A 19,275-nucleotide genomic window follows, 5' to 3' on the forward strand; every position below is an offset into this window, starting at 1 on the left:
CTGTACAAGCAAGCCGTCATGGGGTGAGCCTCAAGAGCTTCACGGCGTTGTCCTTGAGTACCTTGGGTCGCACGGAGTCCTTGATGTCGAGTGCGGCGAAGTCGGACAGCCAGCGGTCGGGGGTGATAGCCGGGTGGTCGGACCCGAACAGGACCTTGTCCTGGAGCAGGCTGTTGGCATAGCGCACCAGGTTCGGAGGGAAGTACTTCGGCGACCAACCGGACAGATCGATGTAGACGTTCGGCTTGTGCGTCGCCACAGCCAGTGCCTCGTCCTGCCACGGGAACGACGGATGCGCCATAACGATCGACAAGTCAGGGAAGTCGATGGCGACACGGTCCAGCAGCATCGGATTGGACAGGGCCAGGCTCACTCCGCCGCCTCCTCGCATGCCTGCCCCGATGCCGGTCTGCCCGGTATGGAAGGTTGCCACCAGGCCGAGTTCCTCGGCCGCCTCCAGAAGCGGGTAGGCACTGCGGTCATCGGGCGCGAAGTTCTGCAGGCTGGGGTGGAACTTCAACCCTTTCACGCCGTGGTCCGTGGCGAGTCGACGCAGATGAGCCGCGCCGCGGCGGCCTTTGGCTGGGTCGATGCTGGCAAACGGGATCAAGACGTCGCCATTGCGTGCGGCACCCTCGGCGATCTCCTCGTTCGACAGCGCCGGGTAGCCGGTGAATGCTTCGATGTCGACGCTGAAGACAACAGCGGCAAGCCTGCGTTCGCGGTAGTAGGCGGCGAGATCGTCGATCCCGGGCGGCGCGTCACTGGTACCGAAGTAGTGCGCCATCGCGGCGTTGAACGAATCCGGTAGGGACAGCCGCCCAGACTCGTCGACCTCCACGTGGACATGAACGTCGATGGCGTCGGCGTCGACGGGGCTTCTCAGGGGCGCTGTGGGGGCGTCGGGGTTGTTCATCAGTCGCGGTTTCGGTTGAGGAAGGCGTCGATCCCCTGCTGTGCGTCGGCCGAGGTGAGTGTGAGGGCGGCTGAGACGGCTTCGGTGTACAGCGCGCTCTCTGCGGGCATGTCGTCGATGGCGGCGATCGCGTTGAGGATGAGGTAGTTCGAGATCGGTGCGTTCTGGGCCACCACACGCGCCAGCTCCATCGCCTTGGCGAAGGCGCCGCCGGGCTCGGCGAGGTAGTGGATGATGCCGAGGGAGATTCCTTCCTCGGCGGTGTAGCGGCGCCCGGTGAGCATCATTTCGACCATCCGGCCCGCCCCGATGAGCCGGCGCACACGCAAGGTTCCGCCACCGCCGACGAAGATGCCTCGTCGGCTCTCGGGGAGCTGGAAGAAGCAGTCTGGCTCACCCACTCGGATGTGGGTGGCACACGCCAGCTCGAACCCTCCGCCGATGACGGCTCCGTGCATAGCGGTGATGACGGGCAGTCCGCAGAACTCGATGGAGTTGAAGGTGTCGTGGTGCCGGCGTGAGGACAGCACGCTGGGGAACGGGGCTTGGACCTTGTGCTCAGCAAGATCGAGGCCGGCGCAGAAGTGGTCGCCTTTCGCGGTGATGACCACGGCCTTGGCGTTCTCCGGTAGATCGGCGAAGACTTCGCGCAGGCGCTCGAGCACCGCCAAGGAGAACGCGTTTCGCTTCTCCGGGCGGTTGAGGGCGACGACGAAGATGTTCTCGTCCAGGTAGGTCAGCACCGTCTCCTCTGGTGCATTGGCCTCGGTAGTCATGCTTTCCTCTCCAGCCCGACGCGGGCAGGTAGCTCTCGGTCGGGGTCAGTGATCCGCAGAGATGACGAGAGCGTCGAGCGCGACGGCTCCCGAGGCAGTCGCCACGACCGGGTTCAAGTCGATCTCGGTGATCTCAGGATGCTCGCTCACCAGGTTGCTGACCGCGCGCACGACCCGCACGACAGCCGTCAGATCCACCGGATCGGCGCCGCGTGCACCCTGCAGCAGGGCGGCCCCGCGCAGACTGGTCAGAGCCGTCAAGATGGCGGCGTGGGTGGCTCCAGGCACCAACAGCCGGACGTCGGCCAGCGTCTCGGTCCAGATTCCACCCAGGCCGAGCAGTACCACAGGTCCCCAGTCGGGATCTCGTCGCGCGCCGATGACGAGCTCGACTCCGGGTTGCGCCATCGTCTCGATGAGGTAGCCATCCAGTTCCAGCCCGGGCGCGTACTCGCTGACCCGCTGCTGCATCTCCTCGAACCTGGCGCGAAGCGAGGTTTCGTCGGGGATCCCGACCGCCACGGCGCCGGCCTCTGTCTTGTGGGCCAGGTTGCTCGACTGCGCCTTGAGCACGACCGGCCAGCCGAGCTTCGAGGCGAGCTCGACGGCCTCCTCGGCACTGTTGGCAAGATCCCCGGCCGGGACGTCGACTCCGTACTCGCGCAGGAGCTTCTTGCCTTGCCACTCGGCGAGACTCCCGGCAGGCAGGGGTGAGGCAGCCCCGTCCGCCTGACGGCTGGAGGAGTTTGTCGCGGCCCAGGACTGGCCGACGTTGGTGAGTGCGGCGAGAGCCCGGATCGCTCGCTCGGGTGAGCGCATGAGGACGGCGCCTTCCTCGATGGCGAGCCGCTCGAAGTCGGGCCAGAAGTCGTGGTCCTCGCACTGGATCACGAACACGGCGGGCTTCTCGCCGTGAACGGCTGTCTTCACGAAGCCCTCCATGAGCCGTCGCGCCAGGACCGGGTTGACCAGTGGAATGCTCACCAGCAGGCTGCCGAAGGCGTCCTCGGCGGAAAAGACCTCCAGGCCGAGGTCGAGCAGCTCGGGCTTGACCGCGAGCAACGTGCCGAGGTCCAGCGGGTTGCGGGAGGGCAGGAACGGGGGGAGGTCGGCTCTGAGTGTCTCGACGCCAGCCTCCGACAGCGCTGGCATGGCGAGGCCATGGCCGGCGGAGTAGTCCTGGGCGATCCCGCACACTGCGCCAGACGAGGTGATGACGCCGATTCCTCCGACCGGTGCCTGCGGATATCTCAGGAGCAGCTGGCTCACGTCAAGGAGCTCCTCGAGGCTCTCGACCACGGCTACCCCGGCGGCCGTCATGACGGTCTTGATGACCTCGTAGTCACCGGCGAGCGCGCCGGTGTGCGACTGAGTCGTCTCCTTGGAGGCAGCGCTGCGGCCCGAGTGCATCAGCGTGACGTGCTTGCCGGCGGCGCGGGCACGCGTCACCGCCGCGAGGAACGCTGCGGGGTCACGCACCTGCTCGGCGTAGATCGCAACACCGCCGGTGTGGGGGTCGGTGGCGAAGAAGTCGACCATGTGGGAGAGACCGAGGTCGGCCTCGTTACCGGTCGTCACGGTGTAGGAGACGGGGACGCCGCGCTCGAGGAGCGACCCGGCGACGTGCGCGCCGATCGAGCCGCTCTGCGTGACGACACCGAGGCCTGGACCTAGGTCACGGCGCATCGGCGGCAGCTCCCCCATGTCCACGAGAGACACGTGGAAACTGTCGACGTAGTTGAAGTAGCCGACCGTGTTGGGGCCGACGAGCCGGAGCGCGTGCGCTCGTACATACTCGGCGATCTCGCACTGGAGCTGGCTTCCTTGTTCCCCCATCTCAGCGAAGCCGGAGGCGAACACGACCGCGCCGCCCATCTGTTTGTCGGCGATCTGTTCCAGGGTGGGGAGTACCGCCTCGGCCGGTAGCGACAGGATCGCGAGGTCGATGCCGTCCGGTAGATCCTCGATGGATGTGAGGATGGGCCGTTCCCCGACGGTCCCCGGGGTGCGCCCGACGAGGTGGACCGTTCCCTGGTAGCCGTTCCGCTCCAGGTTGGCGATAATCGGCCCCGTCACCGACCCAGGCTTCGCGGACGCACCGATGACTGCCACCGACTGGGGGTTCAGGACTCGTCGAACCGACGAGTCGTCGGTCGGCGCGCCCGTTCGGGACGGGCGGTTACGGGTGTTCATCGGTTCCTCCAATTTCGCTCTGTTCTCGAAGGTGCGGGTGGTCGTCATTCGCCGACTTCCCACTGCCCGTCGACGAACTGCTGGACCTTCGTCGTGCTGACCAGAGGCAGGGTGGGGCCGGTCCCATCGACGCTCACGCCGGGAAGCAGCATCGCCACGCCCTCATCCTGGAGCCCGCGGATCGAGTCCATGGATCCCTTCCCGGTGAGCTCGTCCATCCCCTCCAGGGAGCGTACGAGCGTGCGGCCGGTCGCATAGCCCCAGATGGCGATGGGAACGGTCGGGTCGACGTCCGGACAGGTCGCCTCCATCCGCTTCCGACGAAGTCAAGAAGCCCAACGGCACGCGCCCGAATCCGCCGTTCGTCGGCGGTGCACTGACCTTCGTGCGAATCGTCGTGCCCCTCCGCCGGGCCCGATCGAGCAATGCGTTCCACGGAGTCTCCTAAGCAACAGTAGGCGGGGCAAGCACCACAAGGTATGAAGGAACATACATACAGGCACGTCGGGCGTCAACGGACAGAGGCTCGGCCGGTCTCGAACCCTCGGGTCGACGACGGGCATCCCGCCTCACGACGTTCCCTGCGCGAAGAACTCAAACTCGAACTGTCCCAGGACAAGACGCTGATCACGCACGCCCGCACCCAGGCGGCGAAATTCCTCGGCTACGAGATCACCGTGCTACACAACGACGGCAAACTCACCCCGGCAAGCGCAGCGTCAACGGCGTTGCGAGCCTGCGGGTTCCGTCATCGGTGATCAACCACAGACGATTCCCCTGGTGCCGCGCAAGGAAGGCCATCTCGGCGGTGACGAGGTCGCCCTCGTTCTCACGATCCGCGTCGTCGGTCATGCCGATCATCCCGCCGGCGGCAAGTGCGCTGACCGCAGTACGGACGGCTTCGGCCGGGACCGCGGGCGTCATGCCGTCGCCTCCTCCAGCGCCGCGTGGGTGCCGAATTCGCGCGAGTGATAAGTCAGCGGTTGCCCGCCGGTGGGCTCCGTAAACCGGACGTGCCCGAGGAGGACGACGTGGTCGCCGCCGGCCACGGCCTCGGCCACGTCACAGGCGAGGAAGCCGCAAGTCCCGGGCAGCCGCGGCACGCCTGCCTCGAGGTCCCAGGCCACGTCCGCGAACTTGGTTTCGCCCTTGCGTGCGAAGTTGACCGCGAGGGCCGACTGGCCGCTGCTCAGGACATTGAGCCCGAAGGCGCCGGTTTCCCGGATGAGCGTCAACAGGTCGGAGTGGCGGTCGAGGGACACGAGCACCATCGGAGGGTCCATAGACAGCGAGGCGAACGCGCTTACCGTCGTGCCGTGCGGGCGGCCGCCCGCGACCGTGGTGACCACCGAGACCGGCGTGCACACGGCTGCCATCACGTGACGGAAGCTGGTCAGCAGATTCTGCGGTGCCGGAACTCCGAGCGGAGCGACTTCGTTGTTCATGGCTACCTCCCAGTAATGTGAAATATCTCAAATGAATAGTGAAATGTCAATGGTAGACAGACCGGTGCCCATCTGCGGCGATGACGCTTATGTCAGCGTCCGCGCTGCTTGATGGATATCAGGCGCGCGGGGAAGTGATCTCGCTGGCCGCGACCGAGGGCCACCGGCTGAAGATCCGGAGTGCGTAAGCGTGCACATCGGCGATCGCGTCGCGGACGGTCGCCGCCAGCGCCTCGCCGTCGCGACGCTCGAGCAGCCCCACCCATTCCTTGTCGACGCCGAAATCCGGCGTCGGGGTCTGGCCCCGCGCCAGGAGAACCCAGATGCGCCCCAGGTCGTTCTGCAGGCGGCGGAAGATGGTGATGAGGTAGTCGTTCTGGGTGGCGAGGGCCAGGGTGGTGAACGCTTCGGCGTCGAGCGCGAACATGCGGGACTGCGTACCGTCCACGCGGTGCCATGAGGTCTTGTCCGGCTGCGCGATCTCCCGGAACGTGGCGACGAGCTGTTTGTGCTGGTCGGCGCTCGCGTCGCGAAGGCCGAGACGAGCAATCTCAGGCCCGACGATGCGCCACAGCGTGAACAGGTCGTCGACGGACTTCAGCGTCAGCGGCGTGACCTGATAGCCCTTGCGGGGGAGCGTGCGCACCAGTCCCTCATGATCGAGCCTGGTCAGCGCGTCGCGAACCGGGGAAATCCCGAATCCTGTGTCCTCGGCGAGCGAGCGTTCGGTGAGACGCTGTCCAGGCGCCAGCCGACAAGACACGATATCCGACCGCAGTTGCCGGTATGCGGCCTCGCCGAGAGACCGGGGTTCGACAGAGGTGACCGACACTGATGCTCACCTTTCCACGCTCGTTCGCGTTTGTGATATGCCAGCGTGCCTCAGCGTAGCGTGTCGCGTACCGCTATGCGCATTTGGTGATCGAGCCGACACCCGTCCACATGGGTGGAAATCATCCCGAGTGCCGGGACGGACCGGCGAGCCCGTGCGTGGCACGCCTCGATGAATTCCCGTACGGTTTCCGCGGCCCGGTCCGGGGCACCGCGGTCGAGCTTCGGGCGTGAACCGAGGTAGGCCGCGCGAAGTGAGTCCGGGCCGTCGTCGGTCAACAGCACGGACCACATGAGTGCGAAGTCGTCCATGAGACTCCGGTATGCCTCGAGAAGCGGGGCGTTGGTGGCGGCCACAGCGAGCAGATCGAACAGCGCCACCCCGAGCTCGGGGAACCGGGCAATTTTCCGGTGAGTGGGATCCCCCGCGACTACACTGTCGACCTCGGAGACGAGCCGGTCTATCCGGTCGGCCTGGCTGTCTGTGGCCGCTCTCAGCCCAGCCCTGGCGATCTCCGGCCCGATCAGCTGCCAGGTCAGGAAGAAGTCGTCGAACGACTTCCGCGTGATCGGGTTGATCTGGTAGCCGCCGAGTGCCGTGCGGCGGACCAAACCGTCACGCGCCAGCCGTGAGAGGGCCTCTCCGACTGGAGGCAGCCCGATTCCCAGCCGGAGCGCTAGTTGCCGCGCGGTCACCATCTGCCCAGGGCGAAGCGCACCGCCGCGGACCTGCTCTCGCAGCAGGCGATACGCAATCCCGGCCAACGACGGCTCCGGCGTCGGCGGGTGCAATTGCGTCATGGTCCAGCCTCTCTGCCGACCGACGCCCGGGCGCGATGATCTGCGCCCGGGCTGCTTTTCTGCCATACTAGGGCAAGCAGACTGACATGTCATTCGTACCTTTGAGGCGGTCTCAGATTCGCGCGCCGGCAGCATGGCGGCGGGCGCGACAACGGCGTGCTGCCGGGAATCCGAAATGAGGAGAACCGCATTCAGTTTCCCTTCGGATCGTGGACCGTGGACGGTTACGCGTGAGTCGTTGCGGCGATGAATTCCTCGACCAATGCCACGAAGGCCTCGGGCACGGTGTTCTGCAGATCGTGGCCGCCCTCGGGCACGAAATGGAACTGGGCGTGCGGCAGCTGCTCGCGGAAGCGTATTTCCTGGCTGGGGCGGAGAAACTCGTCCTTGTCGCCGAGTAGCGCCAATACCGGGATCTTGCGGTCGGCGATGGTGGCGATCGCCGAGGTGGGCTGGAAATCGTAATCGACCCACTGGAACATCCGGAAGCGGTTTGCCATCTGTCGGGCGATATACTCCTTCGTGGCCCAGGGCTTGCGGGGGTCGGGATCCGGCATCGGATACTCGACCTCGTCTGACGCAGTGTCGGAGCTCGGCGGCTCGCCAAGGTCCTCCGGCGGCAGGATCGGCGTCATCGACGCTTCCAGGATCACGCCCCGCACCCGCTCGGGCAGCAGCGAGGCCACGTACTGCGCGTTGGCGCCGCCCGCCGACGTTCCGAGCAGGTGGAAGGAACCGGCGACGAGGGTGCTGATGGCTTCGACGAGCAGCGGTCCCAGATCGCTCTGGTGGTAGCGGGTGGTGACGTCGTCACGCTCGCCCCAGCCCGGCGGGTTGATCTCGACCACGCGATGCCGCTGCGCCAGCATGTCCTTGGCGATCGACATTTCCAGTCCGGCCGAGCCGGGCAGGGACACGATCGTGGTGATCGGCTCGGCCGGCCCGGCTTCGGCGTAGTCGAGCGTGTACTGCCCGGCGACGACTGTTCCTCGGTGGAAGGGTGTTCCGGGGGCCTTCGACATGGATATCTCCATAATGCGCTACGAATCGGGGTTGGTGATAGGACTACGCGGGCACCGGGGCGAACCGCTGGACCTGTGGGAGGACGTGCTGGCCGAACAGGCGCAGCTGGGCGAGCGTTTCCTCGTGGGTGAGGTAGCCCATGTTGAAGCTGAGGTCGATAATGCCGACACCGGTCTTGGCCTGGAACTCGCGAAGCTCCTCCACCAGGTTGCCGGGTGTGCCGGTGAACTGCAGAAAACCGAACCCGAACGCCTTCATGTCCTCGACCGAGGTGCTGTCGGTGGACGGCGTGGACGGTGGCTTCTGGGCGTCTGCGAGTGTCGGGCCGGAAATGCGCGCGGCGAGGTCGGCGGCATGGTCCTCGCTCTCCCCGATCACCGCGAAGCAGCGGAACAGCTGCTGGTCGGGAGTCGGCTGCCAGCCATGCTGATCGCAGAGCTCGCGATAGCGAGCCATATTCCTGGCCACCGCCCCTGGGCCGAAGAAGGACATGGCGGCGCCGAAACGGTGCTCGGCGATGAAGGCCGTCGACTCCTCGCTGTTGGCCGAGCCGTACAGCGGCGGGTGGGGCACCTGGGTCGGGCCAGGCCAGACGGAGACGACCGGGAAGTCGTAGTACTGGCCTTTCCAGGCAAACGGCTCGGGTTCGGTCAGTGCCTTCTTGATGAGGAGCATGGCTTCTTCGGTGCGGCCCCTGGTCTCCTCGGTGGGCACGTTGTAGTACTCGAACTCGTTAGGCGTGCCGCGCAACAGCAATGCGATGAGCCGGCCGCGCGTCAGCTGGTCGAGCATCGCGATCTCTTCGGCCACCAGCACCGGGTTTTGCATCGAGACCAGCGGTCCGAGAAGAGCGAGGTTGCCACGCGTGACCACGTTGCTCAGCGCCCCGGCGAGCACCGCCGGGTTGGGGTTGCACATGCCGGCCTGGTAGTGGTGCTCGGAGACGCTGACGAAGTCGAACCCGAGTGAGTCGGCGACGGCCGATTGCTCCAGCGCCCACGCGATAGCTTGCTTGCCCGACTCCGGATCCCAGAGCCCGCGGGGCGTCGCGCTGAAGCTCTGGTTCAGCGCCTCGGGTGAGTAGTAAGAGTTCATGCACGTGAACGAGACCTTCACAGGATCGTCCTCTCGTCGATGGGAGGGTAGTGCCGGAAGGCGGTTGACCCCGCCTTCGTGCTATGCGAGCGATATTATAGTTATACATCACTCACCGCAAGTGATATGTCACAGCGCAAAGCGGAGGGCGCCGTGCCGATCTCGAGTGACCGCCCCGCTGCCGGGGTCAGCTGATGACCACGGGTCGGCGCTACAGCTCGGGTAAGACATCACATTGGGTTAGTGACATCACAAATGCAAGCATCGATCGCCCCGGCGACGAATCCGGAACCCCGGCCGCGTCACCCTAGAGGCCGGTTTGTGGTGACGGTGACCAGAATCGTTTCATCGGGGACCCGACACAACACCGGTCACCCGAGCCCCCGGAGACACAACTAGGTTGACCGGTATATCCCCATGCCACGACTCCCGAACGCCGGCCGGCTGCGGCGCGCGGTCGGCAGGTAAGCACCCGGCTGCACATCTTGCAGGGGGTACGGTGAGCGACGCGGACACGGCAGGAGTGGCGCTGGATGTGACATGGCCTGCGCTGCAACGCCATACGGCTTTGGATGGCGTGCCGGATCCGCGCTGATGGGTGCCCGAGGTGATCGTCGGGATTCTGCGCGGCGGCACGGTGCCCGCAGTGATGCTGGCATCACCTCGGGGTGCGCGGCGTGCAGGTCACCCACACCCTCAGCGACACGCCGAACGGCGCCAAGGCTCCGATCCCGCACGGACGGGACAATATGCGCAGCCGTTCGCGACAGGCGCCGCTCCTGGCGTGCACTACGGATAGGGCGTCGCGGTGGTCGACGGTCCGTCCGACGATGCGGCGCTGCCGGTGGGAAGTTTCGGCTTAGACGGTATCCGCACCCGGCGCTTCTGGGCGGTCCCCGCGTTGCGCGTACAGCGCTCGTTATGCTGATTCCGGGGATCGGCGCATGTGCCGACGCGACGCACCGGGAGATCGAGGCGCTGGTTGCCGGCTGCGAGAACGGCGCGGTGAGCTGTCCATCTTCGAAAGGCCGCCAGCCACGATGCAGGCGTTGCCGGATTCCCGTCATGAGCGGCCGAGCTCGAAGTGTCGTGCTATCAGGGCTGTTCTCCGACCTGAGCGGCCATCGCCGACGTTTGCCCTGAAAAGTATCAGAAGCTATCGTGTGGTGTATCACTGCGGGAGCATGTCGACAAATCGCCGGCCTTGCTGGCCTCGCGGACCTCGCCTGCCGCGTTTGTATGCGCGAAATCGGATTGCGTTCATCGAGAGGAATAGCTGTGGTGGATCTGTCGACTTTCGATGACATTCGAAGCGTGTTCCGCTGTCGGTACTTCGACACCGGCACTCATTCCGCCACGATCGGGGGCCTTGGGTGATGTCTGTCAAGGGTGCCCGAGCGGTGCAGCAAGCAGTTGCGGCTCTCGCGGCGGGCCGGATGGTCGTGCTGATCGATGACGCGGACCGCGAGAACGAGGGTGATCTGGTCGCGGCTGCCGAGTTGATCACCGAGACGCAGACGGCGTTTCTCGTTCGCCACACAACCGGAATCGTCTGCGCTCCGATGCCCGCGCCGCGTGCCGATGCATTGCAGTTGCCGCCGATGGTTGCGGACAACACCGATCCGCATGGGACCGCCTTCACGGTGAGCGTGGACAGGGTCGGCACCGGGACCGGTGTTTCGGCCGCAGGACGCACCGCTACGCTGCGTGCGCTCGCCAGTGAGGATACTCGTCCTGAGAGTCTGCGCCGTCCAGGTCATATCTTTCCGTTGCGCGCGCGTGAAGGTGGTGTGCTGATCAGGGCGGGGCACACCGAGGCGACGGTCGATCTGCTCGAGCTGGCAGGCTTGTCGGGAGTCGGGGTCATAAGCGAACTCGTCAACGAGGGCGGCGGTATGCAGACACGGGCGGAGCTGATCGAATTCGCCTGTAGACACGAGCTACCGGTCTTGCACATCGCCGATCTGGTCAGGTACCGACGTGCCGGCGAGCAACTGGTCGAACCCGGGGTCGCTGTTCGGCTGCCACTGGAGGTGGGGAACTTTCGCGCGGTCGCATATCGAAGCATCCTGGATGGCACCGAGCATCTTGCACTGTTCATGGGGGATGTCGGTGCAGCGTCCCGCTCGGACGATGGCGTGCTTGTACGCGTACACAGCGAATGTCTTACAGGAGACGTATTCGGCTCTCTGCGCTGCGATTGCGGAACCCAGCTCGAGCAGGCTCTGGATATGATCGCGACCGAGGGCTGTGGCGTCGTGGTGTATCTGCGGGGGCACGAGGGTCGAGGTATCGGTCTCGCACATAAGATTCGCGCGTACGCGTTGCAGGAGGACGGCCTCGATACCATCGATGCCAACCTCGAGCTCGGTTTGCCGGTGGATTCACGGAACTACGGCGTGGGAGCGCAAATCCTGAGTGACCTCGGCGTTCGCCGAATCCGGTTGATCACGAACAACCCGGCGAAGTATGGCGGCTTGGAGGGATACGGCCTGGAGCTGGTGGGGCGGGTAGCCGTGCCGGCGGCGGTCAATCCGCACAATCTGCATTACCTCCGCACGAAGCGCGACCGTATGGGGCACGACCTCGTCGTGGGGTGAAAGGCCGCGCTGCGGCTCGGCGCGGGGCTGTCCGTCAGACCTCGTCGAGCATGGCGCAATGAGAAAGGCGGGAAGCGGGGTCTCCGCGCTTCCCGCCTTTCAACTGCCGGCCCAGGGAGGTGTGGGAATCGGGCCGGAAGTATTCCGGAGGACCGGTCAACTACGGTGGGCAGACGGACTGCCCGTATCGCACGTGTCGGCGGCCCGGAGGTTCACCGCTTCAGGCCTGCAATGATCGGGATTTCGTGTCGGTCGAGACAAGAAAGTCTTCGACCAGGCTTACGAAGGTCTCGGGGACGGTGCTCTACAGATCGTGAGCGCCGCCCTCCACGAGGTGGAATTCGGCGTGCGGAATCCGCTCGCGGATGCGCTGTTCCTGTGTGGGACGCAGGATTTCGTCGTCCGCTCCGAGCAACGCCAGCACGGGGATCTCGTGATCCGCGATGGTCTCTATGGCGTCGGCGGCCTCCATGTCGAAGAACCCGAACATCCGGGTACGGTTCGCCATCTGCTGACCGACGAATTCCGCTGTGGCCCATGGCCTTACGAGGGCGCGGGTCCGGTATCGGGTATCCACCGTCGGCGGGTTGCCTCCGGCACAGGGGTACAGATCCTCCCCGGGCAGCGCCGGCGCCATCGACCCCTCTAGGACTACGCCGAGCACCCGCTCGGGAAGCAGGGAGCCCACATATAAGGCGTGGACGCCGCCCATCGGCGTCCCGAGGAGGTAGCAGGGTCCGCCGACCAGCTTCTCGACCGCCACGGCGAGTAGTGGTCCGAGCGTGCTCTGGTGAGTGCGTTCGGCGGTCACGGTGCTTTTGTGGAAACGGGGCACCGGGAGTCTGCGTCATTGCTCATCTCCGAACGCTGACCGGTCGATGGGCAGAATTGGCGTCGCGCCCTCGAGGCTTCCACTTCTCGCCGCCGATTCCCAGCAGCTGTTCCGTCCTACGGAACAAGCCGCGCGCTGAAACATCCCATTGACTGTGTGTCACATCACAACTTATGCTCTGGCACATCATTCCGCGAAGCGGGTGACCGCCCGGTCGATGAGCCGTTCTGAGGCCCGGGATCCAACCAGTCGGAAGACGAAATCCATGAAGATCCGTCGAACTTCCATTGCTCTCGCCGTCTTGGGAGCCCTGCTGATAGCCGGCGCCGTCGTGCTTCGATTCGTCGTCGCGCCATCGGCTTCGAAATTGCCGGCCAACCTCGACGCCGTCTCACATTTCAGTGGGACGGGAACGTTGATGAACCCGACCGCATTCCAATCGGGTGATCTCGCTCGGGCGATTGCCAAGGATGTGCCGGTCACTGTCGAGCAGCACATCCGTGTCGCGCAGACGCGCGGCGACACGGCGGTGCTCGACGTGACCATCACGGTTCGCGGGCCGGGCGGGCTGGAGGTTCCCGCGAAATACACATATGCATTGAACCGCTCGACCATGGACCCGGCAACTCCTCCTGACGGAGTGAAAGTCGACATGCACACGGGCTATGTCGGGGCATTTCCGCCCAACCTTGCCGCCGACGGGAAGTACTCCTTCTACGACGCCTTCACCGCACGCGCGTATCCGATGAATTTTCTTGCGTCCAGCAGGGTCTCGGATCGGGACGCGCTCGTCTACACCGTCGACGCTGCCGGGGCCGTTGCAGACCCAGGACTGTTGCGGGCATTGCCGCCGGCCCTGCCCAAGGCCGCGGTCGCGCAGTTGGCGGCCATGCAAGCCGGCGGCGGGTCCGCTCTTTCTCCGGAGCAGGTTGCCGGGATGCCCGACCTTGTTCCCGTGCAGTATCGGGCGCAGACCGACTACGGATTCTCGCTGGACAAGACGCTGTCGATGCCACTTGGTGGTTCCCTGAAGCAGCAGATCGTCGCGAATGTCGACGTCGCCGGACATCCCACGCCGTTACTGCCCGTCATGGCCGTCGACGTCCAGCTGGACCCCAAGGATGTGGCTCACGCTGTCGGCCAGGCGAAGACGGCAGCGCGGCTGCTCATGGCGATATCCGAGCTACTGCCCGCAGCGCTGGCGGTGGCCGGGCTCGTACTGATCGTTATCGCGGTCATCCGGCGGAAGCCTCGCGACGAGGGGCCTGTGAAGCCTGCTTCGTCGACTGCAGTCGGGGCGGAGGTGTGATCGGCGAGCGCGCAGCACTCTAGATCGCACTGGGTATCTCTTGCTGCGCCGAAGTGGCGTCGGCTCGTACGCCGTGGCGGGATACCGCGAGGCGGTATCCGCGCCCGCGTGCTCGCCATCGCGCTGGTCCCGTGTTCAGCCATAGTGGCTACCGGGATCAGTGTGGTGGCGGTGCTGGCCGGACAAGCTCGGGATTCGCTGCGAGTGACGGACTTCGGGACCAGTCAGATGGGGCTGGTCACCGAAACCGTCACGGCACTTCGTGACTAACACTCAGCCAGCTGGACGCGGTACTACCGTTATACATCACACTATGCAAGTGATATGTCAAAGGTTTGCGTAGGCGTCATTCCAATCTTGAGTCACCGCCCAGTTGCCCAGGTCAGCTGTTGACCACGGTTCGGCGCTACCGCTACGGTAAGACATCACACGGGGTTGGTGACATCGCACGGGCAAGCACCGATGCACCCCGGGCGACGAGTCCGGAACCCATGTAGCCATCTCTCCAGACCGTTCGTGAGGCAAAGGAGCCAGAATGACGACAATCGACCGTCCTGAGGACGGATCCGGATTCGCGACGACCTTGGCCTTGTTCAGCGCCATGACGCTGTTCGACTCGTTCACGGCGGCGCAACGTGAACGAGCGGTCCTGCCGTTCGACTCCGAAGATCGCGACAATTGGGACTTCCTGCCGGCCTGCGGTCGCGAGGGCCTGCCGCTGCGCGACATGACCGTCGACCAGCAGATCATGGTCCACCAACTCGTCGGGGAATGCCTGCGGCCGGAAGCCTATGCGAAGGTCGCGACGACGATGAATCTCGAGCACGTCCTGCGCCAACTCCAGGCGAAGGTCTTCGGGCTGTCGACCAGCGCTTTCCGTGATCCGTTCCGCTACGTATTCAGCTTCTTCGGCAAGCCGGAGTTGGATCAGACCTGGGCATGGCGGCTGGTGGGCCATCACCTGTCGCTGAGCTTCACCTGCGTGCAACAGCGCTGGCTCGCCTCGACGCCGATGATGATCGGCGCGGAGCCGGGTCGCTTCTCGACACTGCGGCACCTGTCGGAGGAGGAAGACCTCGGGTTCGAGCTACTGGGCGCCCTGACCGCGACGGAACGCGATCAGGCGATCATTCATGATGTGTCGCCGACCGATTTCGTGACCAAAAGCGTGCGCACGATTTCGGACACCGAAGTACCGGGTTCACACCCTACGGGCCGATACGACCTCGTGATCGGTGACAAGGACCGCGAAGTACTCACGTTCTCCAAGGCACATCCCCGCGGAATCCCCTACGGCGAGCTGCCCGGCACGGCCCAGCGAGCGTTCAAAGACCTGCTCTCGTGCTACGTCGACCGGCTGCAGCCTGACCTGGCGGCTCAGGAGTGGAAACGCATCGAGAAGCACGGCCTCGATGGTCTTCACTTCGCGTGGGCGGGCGGCACGGACCACAGCAAGGGGCACTACTACCGTGTTCAGGGCCCGGTCACCCTGATCGAGTTCGACAACAGCGAGGACAACGCGAACCACATCCACACCGTGTGGCGCGACCTCACGAACGACTTCGGCCGGGATCTGCTGATGGAGCACCTGCTGCACGACCACGTGGGAGCGGAGCACAACCACGTGGGAGCGGAGCACGACCATGACTGACTCCGATGCGCGACGGCGACGAAGGAGTTTTTCGCCGTGCGGTTGACATCGTTCAGAATTGGCGACCGCGAGAGCTTGGGCATTGTGGACGGTGAGGGCGTGATCGATGTCGGCTCCAGGCTGGGATATTCCGATCTGCGCCGGCTGCTCCAGGATCAGCGGCTCGCCGACTGCGCGGACCTTGCCGGGGAAACGCCGGACCACGCGCTGCGGGATATCGTCTTCGATCCGGTCGTCCGCCGGCCGGCCCACATCTTCTGCGTGGGGGCGAACTATGCGGACCACCGCCGCGAAGTCGCCGATTCGGGAATTCCGCGAGCCGAGACCGGTCATCCCACGATCTTCACCAGGTTCCCGGAAACGATCCGGGGTCACCAGCGAGACCTGGTCAGGCCACACGGCACCGACAGCTTCGACTTCGAGGGTGAACTCGCGGTGATCATCGGAACAGGAGGTCGGCGTATCCGCCGGGACGATGCGCTGCGCCATGTCGCCGGCTATTCCTGTTTCAACGACGGGAGCATTCGGGAATGGCAGTTCCACACGTCCCAGATCACCGCCGGCAAGAACTTCGCCGACACCGGTAGCCTCGGGCCGTGGCTGGTGACGGCCGACGAGGTGGCCGATCCCCACCGGTTGGACATCCAGACCCGGCTGAACGACGCCGTGGTTCAACAGGCTTGCACGAGCCAGTTGATATTCGACATTCCCACGATTATCGCCTATGTATCCACGCTTGTTCCGCTCGAGCCGGGCGACGTGATCGCGACCGGTACGCCGAGCGGGGTGGGATTCGCGCGAAAACCCCAGCTGTTCATGCGGCCGGGAGATACCTGCGAAGTCACCGTGCAGGGAATCGGCACCCTGCGGAACACCATCGTCGACGAATGCCCGGAGTGATGACTATGACAAGCAGTATGTCCACCGACGTGCCCGATGAAGTGCTCGAGTTCCTGGACGGCCACGACATGTGGCACGAACCTTATCGCGATCTTCTGTCCCTTCGTCCGGACATGACCGCGGACGAGGCGTACTGGTGCCAGTTCGCCCTGATGGACCGGCGTGCCGCGAGAGGCGACGCGATTGTGGGCTACAAGGCCGCCGGTACCACGCGGTCGGCGCGGGAGTTGCTGGGCGACGGCATTTCGCCGGTCGTGGGGACGCTGATGCGGTCTGTCCTGATGGATGAGGGCGCGACGTTCGCCGTCCGGCCGGGAAAGACCTTCATCGAGGCGGAGGTCGCCGTGCTCCTCGGACGTGACCTCAGCGGACCCGGGGTCACCTACTTCGACGCCATCTCGGCGATCGAGGGTTACCTCCCCGCGATGGAGATTTCCCCGTGGTCGCCGGCCGTACTGGCGAAGAAGCGCAGCCAGCAGCATCTGCTGGCCACGCAGAAGACCACCGGGAGCATCGTCGTCGGACGCTCCGTGGCGCGGCCGTCCATCGACCTGCGGTACGAGGGTGCGGTCGTCGAGGTGAACGGAGAGGTCGTCGCCACCGGCGCCGGCGCCGAGGTGATGGGCGATCCGATCAACGTTGTGGTGGCTCTGGCGAACAACCTCGCGAAGTTCGGCCGCGCGCTGCGCGCCGGCATGATCGTCATGACCGGATCGGTCGCGGAGCCGCTGCCGGCCGAGAACCTTACCGACGCGCGAGTGACCTTTTCCCGGCTTGGCAGCCTCGGAGTTCGTTTCGTGGGAACCGATCGATAAGGATGGCAGATGGACTGGCGTAATCTGGTGGCGGCGTCCGGATCGGACGACGCGACGACCTTGTGGGCGCAACTGTGGGCGCTCGAATGCGCGTACTGGGATGACGTCGACTTCAACCACGGCGCACAGGCGCCGCAGTTCTATACCGAAGACGGCCTGTTCGACATCGGCGTAACCGGTTCACGCATGAAAGGCCAGGAAGCCATCACGCGCTTCTACAAGAACAGGAAGGCACTCGGCAGCCGTACGACACTTCACCTCGTCGCCAACTTCACGCTGGTCGAATGGTCCACCGAACGGGCGCGAACCCGCTCGATCATGTCTCTCTACGGGGCCGATGGTCCCGCGCCGCGAAAGTCCGCGGCGCCCATCATGACAGCGGTATCGGCGAACGCTTACGTGCGTACCCGGGAGCGGCAGTGGCGAGTTTCGGAGCGCGTATTCGCGCCGTACTTCACCGACGATGAAGGATTGCCTCTCCAGCGCATTCGTGATCAAAGTTCGCCATAGAAACGGGCAGCGATGCCGGACCTGCACATCTGGTTCGATCAGCTGCGCCACGAGCGTGGCTGGTCACGCCAGATCACCGCCGCTCGCGCCCGGATCAGCACGGCCTACCTGTTCAAGATCGAGCACGACCGGTCCGTTCCCACCATCGATATCCTGGCCAGCATCGTGCGAGGCTACGACCTCGATCCCGCTCAACGTCGCCACACCTACGACTTGCGGAACCCGCCCCAGCGGCTTCCGGCCGACGACGAACTACGGCGCCGGATCGCGACGCCGGAAGTCAACGCCCACCTCGCACATCTGGATGCCGCGCACATTATCTACGCCTACACCACTCCCTGTCGACCGTGCTTGCTGCCAGCGACCGGCTCTGTATGACGCGCTGCCCGGCCTCTGTCAGGCCGGCAACAACATCGCGCTTTGGTTCTTCCGCCCGCAGCACGTGAGCTGGTCGTCGACCGGGACGACGAAGCACCTCATGTGGTCGCCGCATTTCGTGCTGCCATCGGCCCCTACCGCAACAGCCACCACGCTCGCGCGCTGCTGCACACCCTGGCCGCCAACCCACGCGAACACCGGATAGCGATCCGCTTCGACCGATAGCTGAGATACCAGCGGACTCTATTGCCGGCCTTCAGGATCCATAAAACTCGTCGAGCAAGGGCTGAATCGCGGTCTTCGCATCGAGAGTGGGGTCCAGAGTGACGGCTGACCGCAGCGCCGCGCCTGCCAGCTCGATCAGACGTTCGACCACTGCCTGCACGGGGAAGGGCTCATCATTCTGCAACCAATACACGGCAGCCTCGTCGATCGCGCCGACAACCGACCGGAGCATCATGCGCAGCGCCTGGTTCTGCGGGTCGAGACCTAGCAGCGAGATCCAGGCTTCGATCGTTTGCCAGCGTCCTGCCTCGAGCATTTCCCAAGCCTCGGGATCTGCGCCCCGACCGCCGAGCACCAGACGCAATGCGAGCCCTCGATGGGCGGCCAGATATCGGAATTGCGCGGTAAAGGCACTGCGAAGCTGTTCGACCGGCGACATACCGGGACGCAGCACGTGGGTCTGCAAGACACGATTCGACGTCTCCCGTACCGCCTCCAGGTAGAGGCCACGCTTGGTACCGAAGTAATGGAATACCAACCCGTGGGCAGCATCGGCAGCCTGGCAGATGTCCGCCACGGCAACCTCGTCGTAACTGCGTTCTGCGAACTGTTCGACCGCCGCATCGATGAGACGTCGCCGGGTTTCGGCAGCCTGCGCAGCCCGCGAGGTCAGCCGGCCCCCATCGGTCGTGCTTGTCATCGCGCCCTCCATCGCCGAACACTCACCGAGCCCGATAGTGCCCCTCCACCTGGCAAAACACAAATTGATTCTAAGTCATTGACACTGAATCAACGAACTGGCTAGGCTGCTACCGCAGAGATAATAACGGCAACACTGTTACCGACATGTTGGCTATGACGCACACCCCGTCCGGTGTCGAAATTGGAGGAGCGATGATCCCTGACAGTCGCTTGCTACTGCATGACGGAAGCGCGCGCACGATGAACGAGTCGCGGATCGGCCATGTATTCGGC

General features: G+C 65.0%; 21 protein-coding genes. 9 read left to right on the forward strand and 12 right to left on the reverse strand.

The window, feature by feature from the left end; translation table 11 throughout:
* Positions 1-16: 16 nt before the first annotated feature.
* From NV1_RS35905 to NV1_RS35950, 10 genes are all read right to left on the reverse strand, one after another.
* Positions 17-916, reverse strand: coding sequence for an amidohydrolase family protein (locus tag NV1_RS35905; RefSeq protein ID WP_067902084.1), 900 nt, complete (start codon positions 914-916; stop codon positions 17-19).
* Entirely contained in the window at positions 916-1,692 is a 777-nt protein-coding gene (locus NV1_RS35910; protein WP_067902087.1) for a crotonase/enoyl-CoA hydratase family protein, read from the reverse strand. The genes NV1_RS35905 and NV1_RS35910 overlap by 1 nt, the downstream gene beginning before the upstream one ends.
* 45 nt (positions 1,693-1,737) lie before the next feature.
* Positions 1,738-3,933, reverse strand: a complete 2,196-nt coding sequence (locus tag NV1_RS35915; RefSeq protein WP_084526322.1) for an acetate--CoA ligase family protein — start codon at positions 3,931-3,933, stop codon at positions 1,738-1,740.
* On the reverse strand, positions 3,930-4,196 hold the full coding sequence (locus NV1_RS35920; protein WP_067902090.1) for a type 1 periplasmic-binding domain-containing protein: 267 nt from the start codon (positions 4,194-4,196) through the stop codon (positions 3,930-3,932). Before NV1_RS35920 ends, NV1_RS35915 begins: the two co-directional genes overlap by 4 nt.
* Before the next feature lie 388 nt (positions 4,197-4,584).
* Positions 4,585-4,809, reverse strand: a complete 225-nt coding sequence (locus NV1_RS35925; protein ID WP_067902092.1) for a 3,4-dihydroxy-2-butanone-4-phosphate synthase — start codon at positions 4,807-4,809, stop codon at positions 4,585-4,587.
* The gene (locus tag NV1_RS35930; protein ID WP_067902094.1) at positions 4,806-5,330 is read right to left on the reverse strand and encodes a flavin reductase family protein; all 525 of its coding nucleotides are present in this window, start codon (positions 5,328-5,330) and stop codon (positions 4,806-4,808) included. Before NV1_RS35930 ends, NV1_RS35925 begins: the two co-directional genes overlap by 4 nt.
* A 118-nt stretch (positions 5,331-5,448) precedes the next feature.
* Positions 5,449-6,162, reverse strand: coding sequence for a GntR family transcriptional regulator (locus NV1_RS35935; protein ID WP_067902096.1), 714 nt, complete (start codon positions 6,160-6,162; stop codon positions 5,449-5,451).
* Positions 6,163-6,212: 50 nt separating this feature from the next.
* The gene (locus NV1_RS35940; protein WP_067902097.1) at positions 6,213-6,962 is read right to left on the reverse strand and encodes a GntR family transcriptional regulator; all 750 of its coding nucleotides are present in this window, start codon (positions 6,960-6,962) and stop codon (positions 6,213-6,215) included.
* A 224-nt stretch (positions 6,963-7,186) separates the two neighbouring features.
* A complete protein-coding gene (locus NV1_RS35945) occupies positions 7,187-7,879 on the reverse strand; it encodes an alpha/beta fold hydrolase (RefSeq protein WP_169813492.1) in 693 nt (230 codons plus the stop codon).
* Positions 7,880-8,027: 148 nt separating this feature from the next.
* Positions 8,028-9,101 carry an LLM class flavin-dependent oxidoreductase gene (locus NV1_RS35950; protein WP_067902109.1) on the reverse strand — a complete coding sequence of 358 codons (1,074 nt, stop codon included), beginning with the start codon at positions 9,099-9,101 and terminating at the stop codon, positions 8,028-8,030.
* Positions 9,102-10,456: 1,355 nt separating this feature from the next.
* Here NV1_RS35950 and NV1_RS35955 point away from each other — a divergent pair.
* Positions 10,457-11,680, forward strand: coding sequence for a bifunctional 3,4-dihydroxy-2-butanone-4-phosphate synthase/GTP cyclohydrolase II (locus NV1_RS35955; RefSeq protein WP_067902111.1), 1,224 nt, complete (start codon positions 10,457-10,459; stop codon positions 11,678-11,680).
* 304 nt (positions 11,681-11,984) lie between these two features.
* On the opposite strand, the gene NV1_RS35960 is transcribed toward NV1_RS35955, so the two are convergent.
* Positions 11,985-12,491, reverse strand: a complete 507-nt coding sequence (locus NV1_RS35960; RefSeq protein ID WP_157117597.1) for an alpha/beta fold hydrolase — start codon at positions 12,489-12,491, stop codon at positions 11,985-11,987.
* A gap of 223 nt (positions 12,492-12,714) precedes the next feature.
* On the opposite strand from NV1_RS35960, the gene NV1_RS35965 reads away from it, so the two are divergent.
* From NV1_RS35965 to NV1_RS44130, 8 genes are all read left to right on the forward strand, one after another.
* Positions 12,715-13,821, forward strand: a complete 1,107-nt coding sequence (locus NV1_RS35965; RefSeq protein WP_084526327.1) for a porin PorA family protein — start codon at positions 12,715-12,717, stop codon at positions 13,819-13,821.
* 108 nt (positions 13,822-13,929) lie between these two features.
* On the forward strand, positions 13,930-14,091 hold the full coding sequence (locus NV1_RS44125; protein ID WP_157117598.1) for a hypothetical protein: 162 nt from the start codon (positions 13,930-13,932) through the stop codon (positions 14,089-14,091).
* Between the two features lie 265 nt (positions 14,092-14,356).
* On the forward strand, positions 14,357-15,472 hold the full coding sequence (locus tag NV1_RS35970) for a DUF3500 domain-containing protein (protein WP_067902115.1): 1,116 nt from the start codon (positions 14,357-14,359) through the stop codon (positions 15,470-15,472).
* Positions 15,473-15,508: 36 nt separating this feature from the next.
* Positions 15,509-16,372 (forward strand): fumarylacetoacetate hydrolase family protein, encoded by an 864-nt coding sequence (locus NV1_RS35975; RefSeq protein ID WP_067902119.1) that lies wholly within the window; start codon positions 15,509-15,511, stop codon positions 16,370-16,372.
* A 17-nt stretch (positions 16,373-16,389) separates the two neighbouring features.
* The gene (locus NV1_RS35980; protein ID WP_067902122.1) at positions 16,390-17,187 is read left to right on the forward strand and encodes a 2-keto-4-pentenoate hydratase; all 798 of its coding nucleotides are present in this window, start codon (positions 16,390-16,392) and stop codon (positions 17,185-17,187) included.
* A 9-nt stretch (positions 17,188-17,196) separates the two neighbouring features.
* Positions 17,197-17,697, forward strand: coding sequence for a nuclear transport factor 2 family protein (locus NV1_RS35985; RefSeq protein ID WP_067902131.1), 501 nt, complete (start codon positions 17,197-17,199; stop codon positions 17,695-17,697).
* A gap of 12 nt (positions 17,698-17,709) precedes the next feature.
* Positions 17,710-18,075: a helix-turn-helix domain-containing protein gene (locus NV1_RS35990; RefSeq protein WP_067902133.1), complete on the forward strand. Its 366-nt coding sequence runs from the start codon at positions 17,710-17,712 to the stop codon at positions 18,073-18,075.
* A gap of 15 nt (positions 18,076-18,090) precedes the next feature.
* On the forward strand, positions 18,091-18,300 hold the full coding sequence (locus tag NV1_RS44130; RefSeq protein WP_281181946.1) for an MmyB family transcriptional regulator: 210 nt from the start codon (positions 18,091-18,093) through the stop codon (positions 18,298-18,300).
* Positions 18,301-18,331: 31 nt separating this feature from the next.
* On the opposite strand, the gene NV1_RS36000 is transcribed toward NV1_RS44130, so the two are convergent.
* A complete protein-coding gene (locus NV1_RS36000; RefSeq protein WP_169813493.1) occupies positions 18,332-19,000 on the reverse strand; it encodes a TetR/AcrR family transcriptional regulator in 669 nt (222 codons plus the stop codon).
* Positions 19,001-19,275 lie beyond the last annotated feature (275 nt).

It is taken from the genome of Nocardia vaccinii NBRC 15922 (assembly GCF_001613305.1).
GTDB lineage: Bacteria > Actinomycetota > Actinomycetes > Mycobacteriales > Mycobacteriaceae > Nocardia > Nocardia vaccinii.